This window comes from Burkholderia sp. AU4i, assembly GCF_000466765.1.
Taxonomy (GTDB): domain Bacteria; phylum Pseudomonadota; class Gammaproteobacteria; order Burkholderiales; family Burkholderiaceae; genus Burkholderia; species Burkholderia cepacia.
This window is the reverse complement of the sequence record NZ_ASSI01000009.1, coordinates 39,553-53,804: the sequence shown is the minus strand read 5'-3', so window position 1 is coordinate 53,804 and position 14,252 is coordinate 39,553. Positions and strand designations below refer to the sequence as shown.

Annotated in this window: 12 protein-coding genes; 9 read left to right on the top strand and 3 right to left on the bottom strand. The window is 68.0% G+C overall.

Features of this window, described 5'->3' with window-relative positions:
* Positions 1–19: 19 nt before the first annotated feature.
* From L810_RS00820 to L810_RS00805, 4 genes are all read left to right on the top strand, one after another.
* A complete protein-coding gene (locus tag L810_RS00820; protein WP_021156439.1) occupies positions 20–829 on the top strand; it encodes an SDR family NAD(P)-dependent oxidoreductase in 810 nt (269 codons plus the stop codon).
* Between the two features lie 34 nt (positions 830–863).
* Positions 864–1,730 (top strand): type 1 glutamine amidotransferase domain-containing protein, encoded by an 867-nt coding sequence (locus L810_RS00815; protein ID WP_021156438.1) that lies wholly within the window; start codon positions 864–866, stop codon positions 1,728–1,730.
* Positions 1,731–1,973: 243 nt separating this feature from the next.
* On the top strand, positions 1,974–3,164 hold the full coding sequence (locus L810_RS00810; protein WP_021156436.1) for a M20 aminoacylase family protein: 1,191 nt from the start codon (positions 1,974–1,976) through the stop codon (positions 3,162–3,164).
* A gap of 56 nt (positions 3,165–3,220) precedes the next feature.
* Complete coding sequence (locus tag L810_RS00805) at positions 3,221–4,552, top strand: MFS transporter (RefSeq protein WP_021156435.1); 1,332 nt, start codon at positions 3,221–3,223, stop codon at positions 4,550–4,552.
* Between the two features lie 41 nt (positions 4,553–4,593).
* Here the strand turns inward: L810_RS00805 and L810_RS00800 are convergent, their stop codons facing one another.
* On the bottom strand, positions 4,594–5,514 hold the full coding sequence (locus L810_RS00800; RefSeq protein ID WP_021156434.1) for a LysR family transcriptional regulator: 921 nt from the start codon (positions 5,512–5,514) through the stop codon (positions 4,594–4,596).
* Between the two features lie 136 nt (positions 5,515–5,650).
* Here L810_RS00800 and L810_RS00795 point away from each other — a divergent pair, with 136 nt between their 5' ends.
* Both L810_RS00795 and L810_RS00790 read left to right on the top strand, forming a co-directional pair.
* Positions 5,651–6,424, top strand: coding sequence for a transporter substrate-binding domain-containing protein (locus tag L810_RS00795; RefSeq protein ID WP_021156433.1), 774 nt, complete (start codon positions 5,651–5,653; stop codon positions 6,422–6,424).
* Between the two features lie 59 nt (positions 6,425–6,483).
* The gene (locus L810_RS00790; protein WP_021156432.1) at positions 6,484–7,599 is read left to right on the top strand and encodes a succinylglutamate desuccinylase/aspartoacylase family protein; all 1,116 of its coding nucleotides are present in this window, start codon (positions 6,484–6,486) and stop codon (positions 7,597–7,599) included.
* A gap of 140 nt (positions 7,600–7,739) precedes the next feature.
* Here the strand turns inward: L810_RS00790 and L810_RS00785 are convergent, their stop codons facing one another.
* Complete coding sequence (locus L810_RS00785; protein ID WP_042972733.1) at positions 7,740–8,726, bottom strand: LysR family transcriptional regulator; 987 nt, start codon at positions 8,724–8,726, stop codon at positions 7,740–7,742.
* Positions 8,727–8,877: 151 nt separating this feature from the next.
* Here L810_RS00785 and L810_RS00780 point away from each other — a divergent pair, with 151 nt between their 5' ends.
* Both L810_RS00780 and L810_RS00775 read left to right on the top strand, forming a co-directional pair.
* Positions 8,878–10,197, top strand: coding sequence for an MFS transporter (locus tag L810_RS00780; RefSeq protein WP_021156428.1), 1,320 nt, complete (start codon positions 8,878–8,880; stop codon positions 10,195–10,197).
* 84 nt (positions 10,198–10,281) lie between these two features.
* On the top strand, positions 10,282–11,796 hold the full coding sequence (locus L810_RS00775; RefSeq protein WP_021156427.1) for a M81 family metallopeptidase: 1,515 nt from the start codon (positions 10,282–10,284) through the stop codon (positions 11,794–11,796).
* 145 nt (positions 11,797–11,941) lie between these two features.
* Here the strand turns inward: L810_RS00775 and L810_RS00770 are convergent, their stop codons facing one another.
* Positions 11,942–12,730 carry an IclR family transcriptional regulator gene (locus L810_RS00770; protein WP_021156426.1) on the bottom strand — a complete coding sequence of 263 codons (789 nt, stop codon included), beginning with the start codon at positions 12,728–12,730 and terminating at the stop codon, positions 11,942–11,944.
* 227 nt (positions 12,731–12,957) lie between these two features.
* Here L810_RS00770 and pcaF point away from each other — a divergent pair, with 227 nt between their 5' ends.
* Positions 12,958–14,160 (top strand): 3-oxoadipyl-CoA thiolase, encoded by a 1,203-nt coding sequence (pcaF, locus tag L810_RS00765; RefSeq protein WP_021156424.1) that lies wholly within the window; start codon positions 12,958–12,960, stop codon positions 14,158–14,160.
* The last annotated feature ends 92 nt before the right edge of the window (positions 14,161–14,252 follow it).

The window sequence follows — 14,252 nt, the reverse complement described above, 5'->3', positions numbered from 1 at the left end:
TTCACGGAACGGAAAAATCATGACCACTTCCACGAAAGGCACCGCGCTGATCACCGGCGCATCGGCTGGCATCGGCGCCATTTACGCAGACCGCCTCGCGAAGCGCGGCTACGACCTCGTCCTGGTGGCGCGTAACCAGGACCGTCTGAACACGCTCGCGCGCCGCCTCACGGCCGAAACAGGCCGCTCGGTCGAGACCGTCGCCGCCGATCTGAACGACAAGGCCGCGCTCGCGAAGATCGAAGGCATCCTGCGCGAGAACAGCAACATCACGATGCTGGTGAACAACGCGGGAATCGGCTCGGTCGCGTCGATTCTCAACGGCGACGTCGACACGATGGAGTCGATGATCAATCTGAACATCACCGCGCTGACCCGCCTGACTTACGCCGTCGCACCGGTGTTCGCCAGCAAGGGCACGGGCACCATCATCAACATCAGCTCGGTCGTCGGTATTGCGGTCGAACTGCTCAACGGCGTGTACAGCGCATCGAAGTCGTATGTGCTGAGTTTCGGTCACACACTTCAGCGCGACCTGGCGGACAAGGGCGTGCGCGTGCAGACCGTGCTGCCTGCCGCGACGGCGACCGAGTTCTGGGACGTGGCCGGCTATGCGAAGCAGAAGGAGGCCGCCAGCACGATGACGGCCGACGACCTGGTGGATGCCGCGCTTGCGGGCCTCGATCAGGGCGAGCTGGTGACGATCCCGACGCTGCACGACGGCGACGGCTGGACGCAATGGGAAGCGGCCCGCCGCGCACTCACGCCCCAATTCGCCAACGCCAAGGCCGCTCCGCGCTACGTGGCGGATGCCGGGACCGGCGCTTGAACCGGCTCGCTCGATTTTTCGGAAGGGATTGATAATGAACATTCTCAAGATCGGTGCGGCCGTACTCGCAACGGCCACCGCGTTGGCATTGCCGGTGGGCGCGTCGGCGCAGTCGCGCGGCAAGGTGCTGGTTGTCATGTCGAGCGTTCACGCGCTCGATTTGCGCGACGGCAGGCAATATTCGACGGGTTATTACCTCAATGAATTCGTCGTGCCGTACCGCAAGCTCGTCGAGGCCGGCTACGAGCCGGTGATCGCCAATCCGAACGGCGACATGCCGGTGATGGACGCGAACTCGAACAACACGCTGTTTTTCGGCGGCGACGATGCAGCGCGCGCGGACGCACTGAAATACGCTCAAGGGATCGCGCAACTGAAGCATCCGAAGACGCTGGCCTCCGTCGTCTCGGAGGGGACCGGCGGTTACGTCGGCCTGTTTATCCCGGGCGGCCATGCGCCGATGGTCGACCTGCTCAAGGACCGGAATCTCGGCAAGATCCTGGTCAGCTTCCACGACAGCGGGCGTCCCACCGGGATCATCTGTCACGGGCCGATCGTGTTGCTGTCCACGCTGCGCGACCCGAATGCCTTCGTTGCATCGATGGTCGCCAACGACGGCAACGCGAATTCCCTCGCGGCCGGCTGGCCGTATGCCGGTTACCGGATGACCGTCTTCTCGACGGGCGAGGAGCAGCAGCTCGAAGGTCCGAACGGGCTCGGCGGCAACGTGCAGTTCTATCCGGTGAACGCGTTGGCCGAAGCCGGCGCTCACGTCGACACGGTGGCGAACTGGCACAGCAACGTGGTCGTCGATCGCGAGCTGATCACGGGGCAGCAGCCGATGTCGGCGCCGGAATTCGGCGACGTCCTCGTGGCGAAACTGAACGCCCGGGCGAACTGAATTCGTCTGCGATGGCAACGGCCGGGCGTGTCGCGCCCGGCCGCTCCGACTGGGTTGCCGATTATCGGAAAGCCGTGACGTTCGCGTCGAAAGCGATGAGCCGACTACGCATTAACCCTGATTAAAAATACTTATCACGGTGAAAAATTCCGCATCTTCTTGAACCGATATCGGCTGGCTATAGTGGCTCGCTTTCGCGCACGCATCCCCGGCGTGCGCAGACGAACGGCAGGAGCCCTCTTGATGACCACCGATACCCGCTTCACCGAAGTCGAGGATCTGATGCCCGCCGCCGGCGGGCTGCGCGAGATCCGTCACCACATCCATCACCACCCCGAACTCGCGTACGAAGAGCACGACACGGCCGCGCTCGTCGCGGACAAGCTCGAGCAATGGGGCTGGCAGGTGACGCGAGGGGTCGGCAAGACGGGCGTGGTCGGCACGCTGCGGGTGGGCGACGGCGCGCGCAGCATCGGCATTCGCGCGGACATGGACGCGCTGCCGATCGTCGAGGCGACCGGCCTGCCGTATGCGAGCGGCACGCACGGCAAGATGCACGCCTGCGGCCACGACGGCCACACGACGATGCTGCTCGGCGCCGCGCAGCATCTCGCGAAGACGCGCAACTTCTCCGGCACCGTACACCTGTACTTCCAGCCGGCGGAAGAGCACGGCGTCGACAGCGGCGCGAAGAAGATGATCGACGACGGCCTGTTCGAGCGCTTCCCATGCGATGCGGTGTTCGGCATGCACAACCATCCGGGCGCGGCGCCCGGCGTCTTCCTCACGCGGCGCGGCCCGTTCATGTCGGCCGGCGACAAGGCGATCATCACGATCGAAGGCGTCGGCGGCCACGCGGCACGGCCGCACCTGACGGTCGATCCGGTCGTCGTCGCGGCAAGCATCGTGATGGCGCTGCAGACGATCGTCGCGCGCAACGTCGACCCCGCGCAGCCGGCGGTCGTCACGGTCGGCTCGATGCACGCGGGCACCGCGAACAACGTGATCCCGAACGGCGCGCGCCTCGAACTCAGCGTGCGCTCGTTCAGCCCCGAGGTTCGCGCGCTGCTCAAGCGCCGCATCACCGAGCTGGCCGAAACGCAGGCCGCGAGCTACGGCGCGAGCGCGACCGTCGAGTACATCGAGGGCTATCCGGTCGTCGTCAATACGGATGCCGAAACGGATTTCGCCGCGCAGGTCGCTCGCGAACTCGTCGGCGATGCGCACGTGGTCGAGCAGACCGACCTGCTGATGGGCAGCGAGGATTTCGCGTTCATGCTGCAGCAGCGGCCGGGCTCGTTCGTGCGGCTCGGCAACGGCGAAGGCGAGGACGGCTGCATGGTGCACAACCCGAAATACGACTTCAACGATCGCAACCTGCCGATCGGTGCGGCGTTCTGGACGCGTCTCGTCGAGCGTTACCTCGGGCAGTGATCGCGGCGGCGGCGCGCGGCCGCCGCTTCCGGCCGCATTGACAGGAGAGGATAGCGATGCAGAAAGACCATCTCGCGCTGCACCCCGCGCCGACGGGCGTGGCCGAAGCCGGCGTGCCGGGCGCGCCTGCCGTCACGCGGCGCGGTGCGATCGCGGCGGCCGTGATCGGCAACTGGCTGGAATTCTTCGACTTCACCGTGTACGGCTTCTTCGCGGTGCTGATCGGCAAGCTGTTCTTCCCATCGAGCGACCCGACCACGTCGCTGCTGCTGTCGGTGGCGACGTTCGCCGCAGGCTTCTTCACGCGGCCGCTCGGCAGCGTCGTGCTCGGCGTCTACGCGGACCGCAAGGGGCGCAAGGCCGCGCTGAACCTGACGATCATGCTGATGGCGCTCGGCACCGGCCTGATCGCGATCGCGCCGACCTATGCGCAGGTCGGCGTGGCCGCGCCGTTGCTCGTCGTGTTCGCGCGCTTGCTGCAGGGCTTCTCGCAGGGCGGCGAATTCGGCGCGGCGACGACGACGCTGCTCGAACAGGGCGGCACGTCGCGTCGCGCGTTCCGCGCGAGCTGGCAGCTCGCGACGCAGGGCGGCGCCGCGCTGATGGGCTCGGGTTTCGCGGCGCTGCTGTCGAACACGATGACGAAGGACACGCTCGAAAGCTGGGGCTGGCGGCTGCCGTTCCTCGTCGGCGTGCTGATCGCGCCGGTCGGCATGTACCTGCGCCGCCGGCTCGCGGACGATGCGCCCGGCGACCGCCATCATGGCATCGAGCGCGGCGTGCTGCACGAGCTGTTCTCGAAGCACACGCGCACGGTGCTGCTGCTGATGCTCACGGTGATGGGCGGCACGGTGTCGACCTACATCCTGACGTTCTACATGCCGACCTATGCGATCCACACGCTCGGGCTGCCGATGAAGCTGTCGATGTTCGTCGGCGTCGCGTCGGGCTGCGTGATGCTGGTCACGTGCCCGCTGTTCGGCTGGCTGTCGGACCGGCTCGGCAGCCGCCGCCTGCCGATCTTCGTCGGCCGCGGCGTGCTGGTCCTGTTGCTGTTCCCGGCGTTCTGGCTGATGAACCATCACCCGACGCTGTCGGTGATCCTGCCGCTGACCGCGCTGATGCTGCTGTTCTATTCGCTCGGTTCGGCATCGGAAATGGCGCTGATGTGCGAGTCGCTGCCGCGCCACGTGCGCGCGACCGGCATCTCGATCGCGTATGCGCTCGCGGTGACGATCTTCGGCGGCACCGCGCAGCTGATCGCGACCTGGCTCGTGAAGACGACCGGCAGCAAGCTCGCGCCGGCCGGCTACGTGGCCGCGTGCGTGGTGCTGTCGCTGATCGCGGTCGCGATGCTGCGCGAGACGGCGCGGGAGTCGCTGGACTGACGCGCGGCACGGCAAGGCGGGCGGCGGGCTGCAGTACGCGCTTACCGCCCGCGCACCATCCGCAGGTACGACGCGAGCATCGTCGCGAGTTCCTGCGCGGCCGGCGTCAGCGGCACGGCCGCGCGCTGCAGCAGGCAGATGTCCTGCGATTCGGCCTGCTCGCGCACGGGCACCTTCGCGAGCGCGCCGGCGAACGGCCCGTGCCGCGTGATGGCTTCGGTTTCGAGCGCGAGGGAATCGGTCTGCGTGACGATCTGCAGCGTCTCGAACATCCCTTCGACGGTCGCGAGAATCCTCGGCGGCGGCTGGCCGTGCGCGTCGAAGTACGCGAGCAGCCGGTTCACGACCGGGTCGGCGCTCAGGTTCGGCGAGCGCGTGGACACCCACCCGTAACCGGCCAGTTCGGCGAGCGATTTTGCGTGCATCGCCGGATGCCCGTTGCGGCACACGACCACCGGCGCTGAAGCACGCAACGGCGTGACCGCGAGATCGGTCGTGTCGGTCTGCTTCGCGACCAGCGCGATCGCGAAATCCACCGCGCTTTCGCGCAGCCAGCCGATCATCATCCGCGACGTGCCGGTGCGCAGGTGCACGTCGACGTTGTCGAAGCGCGCGCGGAACGCGCTGAGCACCGGCGCGAACGCGTCGATCAGCGGTTCGGCCACGAGGCCGAGCGTGACGGTGCCTTCGTACGCGCCGCTCAACTGCCGGATCTCCCGCTCGACCTGCTCGCATTCGCCGAGGATCGAACCGGAGCGCGCGAGCAGCCGCTGGCCGACGGCGGTCGGCACGATCCCGCGATTGGTGCGCGTGAACAGCGTCGCGCCGAGCGTCGCCTCGAGGCTCTGCAGCTGCTGCGTGACGCCGCTCTGCGCGAGATCGAGCGCGCGTGCGGCGGCGCGCAGGCTGCCGTGCTCGACGACGGCCTGGAAGATGCGGAGCTGGGAGAGCGTGAACGCCATGGGCACGCGCGGGGCCGGTGATCGGAAATACCGATCATGATAAGGCAGTCGATGGTTCCGGCGGCGGCCCGTGCCGCCTACGATCGCAGGCAGTCCGGCTGATGCCGTTTGCGTTCCTTCCTGTCCTCCGTCGACCATGAAACGTATCCTCGTCCCGCTCGTTTCTCTGTGCCTTGGCTGGGCTGCCACGTCCGCGTTTGCACTCGACGCGCACGTCGTGCGCCTCGGCATCGATCCGACCTATCCGCCGATGGATGCGAAAGCGCCCGACGGCAGCCTGAAGGGCTTCGACGTCGATCTCGGCAACGAGATCTGCCGCCGCGCGCAGTTGCACTGCCAGTGGGTCGAGCTTGAATTCTCCGGGATGATTCCCGCGCTGCAGGCGCGCAAGATCGACGCGATCCTGTCGTCGATGGCGATCACCGAAAAGCGCGAGAAGCAGATCCTGTTCTCGTCGAAGCTGTTCCGCTTCAAGTCGCGGCTCGTCGCGCGGCCCGGGAGCGGCCTCGGCGGCACGACCGCGTCGCTGGCCGGCAAGCGTGTCGGCGTGCAGTCGGGCACGCAGTTCGAATCGTGGGCGCTCGCGCACTGGGCGACGGCCGGCGTGAGCGTGGTGCCGTACAAGAGCCAGGACGACGTGTTCGCCGATCTCGTCAACGGCCGCCTCGATGCGGCGCTGCTCGGCACCGTGGAAGCCGACTACGGCTTCCTGCGCCAGCCGCGCGGCAAGGGCTTCGCGTTCGTCGGCGCGCCGCTCGACATGGGCGATCGCGGCGTCGGCATCGGCATGCGGCAGTCGGATACGGCGCTCAAGGCGTCGATCGACGGCGGGATCGCGTCGATGCTGAAGGACGGCACGTACGACCGGATCGCGAAGCAGTATTTCGACTTCAACCCGTACGGCGACTGAACGCCGAGCCACCGCGCCGTTGCACCCGCGGCGCCGTTTTCATCCGTTCGAGACCCTCGATGCAGATTCGCACCACGCCACTCCTGTCGCCGTCGATCGGCACGCAGCGCACGCTGACGAGCTTTCATTTCGGGCCGGCCGGCACCGGCCGCAAGATTTACCTGCAGGCCGCGCTGCACGCGGACGAGACGCCCGCAATGCTCGCGGCGTTCGTGCTGAAGCAGCGTCTCGCGCAGCTCGACGCCGAAGGCCGGCTCGCGGCCGAGATCGTGCTCGTGCCGGTCGCGAACCCGGTCGGCCTCAATCATCATCTGCTCGGGCAGTTCATCGGCCGTTTCGATCTTGCGAGCGGCCGCAACTTCAATCGCGGCTTCCTGCCGCTCGCGGACATCGCCGCGCGTGCGCGCGACCGGCTCGGCGACGACGGCGAACGCAATCGCGCGATCGTGCGCGAATGTGTCGGCGCGGCGCTCGACGATATCGCACCGCGTACGGAATTCGATGCGCTTCAGCTGGCGCTGCTGAAGCTGTCGTTCGATGCCGAGGTCGTGATCGACCTGCATTGTTCGCTCGAAGCGGTGATGCACGTGTACACGAGCGATACCGCGTGGCCGCAAGTCGAGCCGCTTGCGCGCTATCTCGGCGCGCAGGTGTCGCTGCTCGCCGAGGATTCGGGCGGGCACGCGTTCGACGATGCGCATCATCTGCTGTGGTCGCAGTTGCGGCAGCACTTACCGGCCGGCACGCCGATGGCGGCCGGCACCGTGGCCGTGACGGTCGAGTGCCGGGGGCAGCGCGACGTCACGTACGACCATGCGGAGCGCGATGCCGATGCGCTCGTCGCCTATCTCGTGTGGCGCGGCGCGGTACGCGGCGAACGCGTGCCGCTGCCGCCGCTCGCCGCGCCGGCCACGCCGCTCGCGGGCAGCGAGCAGTTCTACGCGCCGGTGAGCGGGATCCTCGTGCACCGCGCGGCGATCGGCGCGACGATCCGCGCCGGCGATCCGCTGTTCGACATCGTCGATCCGCTGACCGACGCGATCACGACGATCTCGAGCGGGACCGACGGCGTGTTCTACATGCGCCGCGCGATTCGTTTCGTCACGGCCGGCGCGCCGCTCGGCCGCGTGACGGGTGCCGTGCCGGTGCGCAAGGGGATGTTGCTCGGCGCGTGACGAGCGGCGCGCGTCGCGCGCGACGAACCCGACCTGTACGAAATCGTCGAGAAACTTCGGTTTCCTCAGATAATCGCTGGGCGCTCGATCCTGGCCTGCACCGGGTCGGCGGACGCAGGCCGCATCGTCAGCCGGGCCGTTCACGGCCCGCCGCGACGCACGGCAGCACGCTTGCCTGACTTGCCGCGCGCCGTTGTCCCGCGGTTGCGGCCGCCCGCGTCCGAAAACATCTTCATGTCCCGAAGGATGCCGCGCAGCAGCGTATCGGCTGCCACCCCGAGCGTGCGTCCGGCCTTGACCAGCAGCCGCGCGTTGGCTGCCTCGAGCAGCGGATGGGCGACGGGAACGGCGACGAGTTCTCCCGCCTCCAGTTCCTGATAGGCCGCGAACGCGGCGAGCAGCGTGACGCCGTCGTTGCGCCTGACGAAGTGGCGCAGCACGGCCAGCGAATTGGTGGTCAGCGTCGGGTGGAGCTGGATGTTTTCCGCATAGGCGAGCATCTGCACGGCCTGCCCGAGACCGAACGCCGGCGGCATCAACGCAAGCGGATACCCGGCGAGTTCGTGTACCGCGACGGGCCGGCCCCGCACGGCGAGCGGGTGCCCGGGATGCACGAGCGCCACCACCGGCTGCGGCGCGGTGGCGACGTACTCGATGTCCGGATGCGCCGGGGGATTGTAGGCGAGGCCGATATGCGCGCGGCTCTCGGCGACTTCCTGCAGCAAGGTGCTGACCGGAAGGATATCGACGGTGACGTCGAGCTTCGGATAGCGCGCGCAAAAGTCGGTGAGCACCTCGTCCATCAGGCAGTCGATATAGCCTTCGCTGGTGGCGATGCGGATCTGGCCGTGTTGCAGGCCGTGCAGCGCCTGCAGGCGGTCTTCGAACAGTTCCTGCTGGGAGCGGCAGCCGCGCCAGTATTCGAGCAGGTGCGCCGCGGCTTCGGTCGGCCGGACGCCGCGCGGCTGGCGCTCGAACAGCGGCGCCCCGATTTCTTCCTCGAGCAGCCGGATCTGCCGCGTGATGACGGACGGCGACGTGTTGATGCTGTCGGCCGCGCCGCGGATCGAGCCGTGCGTCAGGACTTCATGGAAATAGCGCAGGCGGCGCTGGTTCAGTTCGCGCATGGTGTCGGTCCGTTTGCCGTGGAAGTGTTGCTCGTTGAGCAACGATAACTCGCTTAGGTTGCTATTGCGCTGCTTTTTCGGCTCCTCGACGATTCGAACAGAGTCGATCATCGATGCGGGATTCGAAGCAATACGCCCTAAAGGAGAGCGCATGTCCGCCATTCCATCCCCTCAAGACCCGGTCGCGCCCGACAGCCCGGCGCATCAGGCCCTGTATCGCAAGCTGAACTGGCGCCTGCTGCCGTTTCTGCTGCTCTGCTACACGTTCGCCTATCTCGATCGCGTGAATATCGGGTTCGCCAAGCTCTCGATGCAGAGCGACCTGGGGATCTCCGATGCGGTGTACGGGCTGGGCGCGGGCATCTTCTTTCTCGGCTATGTGCTGTTCGAGATCCCGAGCAACCTGCTGCTGCCGCGGATCGGCGCACGCAAGACCATCAGCCGGATCATGGTGCTGTGGGGCCTGACCTCGGCGGGCATGATGTTCGTCCACGACGAGACCACCTTCTACGGGATGCGCTTCCTGCTCGGCGTGTTCGAGGCCGGTTTCGCGCCGGGGATGATCTTTTACCTGACCTACTGGTATGGCCAGCGCCGCATGGCGGGCGTGATGGCGGTCGTGATGCTCGCGGGCCCGATCGGCGGCGCCTTCGGCTCGCCGCTGTCGGCGTGGCTGATGACCGGGCTGTCCGGTGCCCACGGCCTGGCCGGCTGGCAGTGGATGTTCATCGTCGAAGGCCTGCCGTGCGTGCTGCTCGGCGCGCTCGCACTCAAGGTCCTGTCCGACCGGCCGGCCGACGCAGCCTGGCTGACCGGCGACGAGAAGCGGTTGCTCGCCGCCGAACTGCACGCACCCGGCGCCGGTCATCACTCGTTCGGACAGGTGTTGCGCGACCCGCGCGTGTACCTGCTGGCGTTCGCGTACTTCACGATCATCTGCGGAATCTACGCGGTGAGTTTCTGGCTGCCGTCGATCCTCAAGGCCGACGGCGTGACCGACACGATGCAGATCGGGCTGTACTCGATGATCCCGTACGTCTGCGCCGCGATCGCGATGATCGTCATCGGCCGCCGGTCGGACCGCCGCGGCGAACGCCGTTTCCACAGTGCCGTGCCGGCCCTGATCGGCGCGATCGCGCTGGCCGTGGCGACGACGGCCAACGGCAATCTCGTCGTCTCGCTGGTCGGCATGACGATCGCCACGTCGATGATCTGGGCCGCGTACACGGTGTTCTGGGCGATTCCGTCGCAATACCTGAAGGGCGACGCGGCCGCGGGCGGCATCGCGCTGATCAATACGATCGGCCTGATCGGCGGCTTCCTGAGCCCGACCATCATCGGCGCGATCCACTCGGCGACGGGCAGCATGGCAGCCGGCCTGCTGGTCATGGTCGCGCTGCTGGTCGCGGGCGCCGCGGTGCTCGTGGCGAACCGGCTGCCCGCGCCGCACGACGCGTTGGCGACGGCGTGATATCGCGGGCCCGCGGGCGCTCGCGACCTCCGTCGCGGCGTGGCGCGGCCCGTGCCTTGACTACCTGTTTCCGGAGACACGTTTTTGAACACGCGGATCTTGATTGCCGGCTTTCAGCATGAAACCAATACGTTTGCGCCGTCGAAAGCCGCTTACGCAAACTTCGAGCGCGGCGAGGGCTTCCCGGCCATGGTGCGGGGCGACGACGTGCTTGCCCTGCGCGACGTCAACATTCCCGCGGGCGGATTCATCGTCGCGGCGGAACGACGCGGCTGGAGCCTGCTGCCGGTCATCTGGGCGGGCGCGAGCCCGTCGGCCCACGTGACCGAGGATGCGTTCGAGCGCATTGCCGGCGAAATCCTCGCGGCGGTTCGCAGCGGAGGCTACGACGCGGTGTACCTCGACCTGCACGGCGCGATGGTCGCCGAGCATACCGACGACGGCGAAGGCACGTTGCTGGAGCGCGTGCGCGCCGTGGTCGGCCCGGCCGTGCCGGTGGTCGCGTCGCTCGACCTGCATGCCAACGTGACAGCGAAGATGCTGCACGAGGCCGACGCGCTGGTCGCCTTCCGCACCTATCCGCATGTCGACATGGCCGAGACCGGCGAACGCGCGGCCGTGCTGCTCGAGCGCCTGCTCGTCTCGCGGGCGGCGGGTAGCCGCCCGCTGCATCGCGCAGTGCGGCGGCTGCCGTTCCTGATCCCGATCAACGGCATGTGCACGCTGCTCGAGCCTGCGCGCGGCATGTATGCGGAGCTCGCGGCGCTGGAAACCGGGGCCGTGGCGTCGCTGTCGTTCGCGCCGGGTTTTCCGGCGGCCGATTTTCCCGAATGCGGCCCGGTCATCTGGGGTTACGGCGACGACGCCGCGTCGGCCGAGGCCGCCGTGCAGGCACTCTACGACAGGATGCTGGCGGACGAGGCCGCGTGGCAGGTGCCGTTCCTGTCGCCCGACGCCGCCGTGCGCGAAGCGATGCGGCTTGCCGACGGGGCCGACAAGCCGGTCGTCATCGCCGATACGCAGGACAACCCCGGCGCGGGCGGCGACTCGAACACGACGGGCATGCTGCGGGCATTGCTGCGCAATGGCGCGAGAGAGGCGGCGATCGGCCTGATCTGGGACCCCGCTGCCGCGGCGGCGGCTCATCGCGCCGGGGTCGGGGCGTTCGTCGAGCTGGCGCTCGGCGGTGTTTCCGGCGTGCCCGGCGACGAGCCGGTCCACGCGCGTTTCGAGGTCGTGAAGTTGTCCGACGGCGTATGCCGGTACGACGGCCCGATGATGAACGGCATGCGCGCGGATATCGGCCCCGTCGCCTGCCTGCGGATCGATGGTGTGCTGATCGTGGTGAGCAGCGGCAAGGCGCAGATGCTCGACCGCAATCTCTATCGCGTGGGCGGCGTCGAGCCGGAAGCGATGCGTATCCTCGTCAACAAGAGCTCGGTGCACTTTCGCGCCGATTTCCAGGGGATCGCCGAGGCGGTGCTCGTTGCCACGGCGCCGGGCCCGATGACGGCCGATCCGGCCGAGTTGCCCTGGACCCGGCTGGCCCCGGGCATCCGGATGAAGCCGATGGGCGACGCATTCGCCGGCAACGGCTGAAGCACGGCACGCCGCCGGCGCGCCGGTACGCCTGCGAGCAGGCGGCTGTCCTGGACAACGCCGTCGCGCCGGCCGACACAGGGCGCCGCGCGTCGTTTCACGCCGCGCGGCGTGCTTGTATCCGTGCCCGCGCGCGGGGCGGCGCTCACCCGCGCCGCGCCACCAGCTCCGACACCGTCTGCGCGGCCTGTTGCAGCGGCTCGAGAAACTCCTTCACCATCTGCTTCGCGGTATGCCGCTGCGCGTTGCCGCTGATGTTCATCGCCGCGATGATCTGCCCGCGCCGGTTGCGAATCGGCGCGGACAGCGACATCAGGCCCACTTCGAGCTCCTGGTCGACCACGGCCCAGCCCTGCTGGCGCACCTGTGCGATCGCCGCCTTCAGTTCGCCGAGGTCGGTGATCGTGCGCGGCGTATGCGCGCGGATGCCGCTTTGCGCGAGCGTTTCGTCGAGCGCGGCGTCGTCGAGCGCGGACAGCAGCACGCGGCCCATCGACGTGCAGTACGCGGGCAGCCGGCTGCCGATCGACAGGTTGATCGTCATGATCTTGCGGGTCGGCACGCGCAGCACGTAGACGATCTCGGTGCGGTCGAGCACGGCCGCCGAGCAGCTTTCGTGGATCTGCTCGGACAGTTGCTCCATCACGGGATCGGCGAGATTCCAGAACGGCATCGACGTGAGGTACGCGAAGCCGAGCTCGAGGATCTTCGGCGTGAGCCGGAACAGCCGGCCGTCGGCCTCGACGTAGCCGAGCGTCTGCAGCGTGAGCAGGATCCGGCGTGCGCCCGCGCGCGTGAGCCCGGTGGCCGAGGCAACTTCGGTGAGCGTCTGCTCCGGACGGGCCGCGTCGAACGCGCGGATCACCGCGAGGCCGCGTGCAAACGACTGTACGTAGGAGTCGCCGGGTTTCGTCTGAGTGTCTTCGGTAGTCATGAGCGCCTGGAAAATCGTGCAGCCGAGAAGATAGCGCACGGGGCCCGACACGCCAACCGTACGGCGGGCCGGGCGCTTGACAGGTCGTCCCCGCACTCCCTATGATGCGTTGAACGTTCGATACACGATCTTATGTTCGTATATAGAACATTTAAGCGCATCCCGGCGGGCAATGCAAGGGGCGCGCCCTGTTCATTCCCCAGCCTGTCCTGGGAGCGGAGACACTGATGACCGAAGCTTTTCTGTGTGATGCGATCCGTACGCCGATCGGGCGTTACGGCGGTGCACTGTCCGGCGTGCGCGCCGACGATCTGGGCGCGGTGCCGCTCAAGGCGCTCGTGGAGCGCAACCGCGACGTCGACTGGACGGCGATCGACGACGTGATCTACGGCTGCGCGAACCAGGCCGGCGAGGACAACCGCAACGTCGCCCGCATGTCCGCGCTGCTCGCGGGGCTGCCGCAGGGCGTGCCGGGTTCGACGATCAACCGCCTGTGCGGCTCCGGGATGGATGCGGTCGGCGTGGCCGCCCGTGCGATCAAGTCCGGCGAGGCCGCGCTGATGGTCGCGGGCGGCGTCGAGAGCATGACGCGCGCGCCGTTCGTGATGGGCAAGGCCGCGAGCGCATTCGCGCGCCAGGCCGACATCCACGACACGACGATCGGCTGGCGCTTCGTCAATCCGTTGATGAAACAGCTGTACGGCGTCGATTCGATGCCGGAGACGGCCGAGAACGTTGCGGTCGACTACAACGTCAGCCGCGCCGACCAGGACCTGTTCGCGCTGCGCAGCCAGCAGAAGGCCGCGCGTGCGCAGCAGGACGGCACGCTCGCCGAGGAAATCGTGTCGGTCACGATTCCGCAGAAGAAGGGCGATCCGGTGGTCGTGTCGCGCGACGAGCATCCGCGTGAGACGTCGCTCGAAACGCTTGCGAAGCTGAAGGGCGTCGTGCGTCCGGACGGCTCGGTGACGGCCGGTAACGCGTCGGGCGTCAACGACGGTGCCGCCGCGCTGCTGCTCGCGAACGAGGAAACCGCAAAGCGCTTCGGCCTGACGCCGCGCGCTCGCGTGCTGGGCATCGCGACGGCCGGCGTCGCGCCGCGCGTGATGGGCATCGGTCCCGCGCCCGCCACGCAGAAGCTGCTCGCCCGGCTCGGGATGACGATCGACCAGTTCGACGTGATCGAGCTGAACGAGGCGTTTGCGTCGCAAGGTCTCGCGGTGCTGCGCATGCTCGGCGTCGCCGACGACGATCCCCGCGTGAACCCGAACGGCGGCGCGATCGCACTGGGCCATCCGCTCGGCGCATCGGGCGCGCGTCTCGTGACGACCGCGATGTACCAGCTGCATCGCACGAACGGCCGCTTCGCGCTGTGCACGATGTGCATCGGCGTCGGTCAAGGCATCGCGATCGCGATCGAACGCGTCTGACCCGCGTTTCATGTCTCGTGGCGAAGCGGCGGCCACGAGCCGCTTCGCCGCTCGACTGATTCGCCGCTTTGGAAACGATGCGCGGCACGAGG

Bases quoted from the DNA above. Each gene is read 5' to 3' on its own strand.
- L810_RS00820 (WP_021156439.1), top strand. From the start codon at position 20: ATGACCACTTCCACGAAAGGCACCGCGCTGATCACCGGCGCATCGGCT.
- L810_RS00815 (WP_021156438.1), top strand. From the start codon at position 864: ATGAACATTCTCAAGATCGGTGCGGCCGTACTCGCAACGGCCACCGCG.
- L810_RS00810 (WP_021156436.1), top strand. From the start codon at position 1,974: ATGACCACCGATACCCGCTTCACCGAAGTCGAGGATCTGATGCCCGCC.
- L810_RS00805 (WP_021156435.1), top strand. From the start codon at position 3,221: ATGCAGAAAGACCATCTCGCGCTGCACCCCGCGCCGACGGGCGTGGCC.
- L810_RS00800 (WP_021156434.1), bottom strand. From the start codon at position 5,514: ATGGCGTTCACGCTCTCCCAGCTCCGCATCTTCCAGGCCGTCGTCGAG.
- L810_RS00795 (WP_021156433.1), top strand. From the start codon at position 5,651: ATGAAACGTATCCTCGTCCCGCTCGTTTCTCTGTGCCTTGGCTGGGCT.
- L810_RS00790 (WP_021156432.1), top strand. From the start codon at position 6,484: ATGCAGATTCGCACCACGCCACTCCTGTCGCCGTCGATCGGCACGCAG.
- L810_RS00785 (WP_042972733.1), bottom strand. From the start codon at position 8,726: ATGCGCGAACTGAACCAGCGCCGCCTGCGCTATTTCCATGAAGTCCTG.
- L810_RS00780 (WP_021156428.1), top strand. From the start codon at position 8,878: ATGTCCGCCATTCCATCCCCTCAAGACCCGGTCGCGCCCGACAGCCCG.
- L810_RS00770 (WP_021156426.1), bottom strand. From the start codon at position 12,730: ATGACTACCGAAGACACTCAGACGAAACCCGGCGACTCCTACGTACAG.
- pcaF (WP_021156424.1), top strand. From the start codon at position 12,958: ATGACCGAAGCTTTTCTGTGTGATGCGATCCGTACGCCGATCGGGCGT.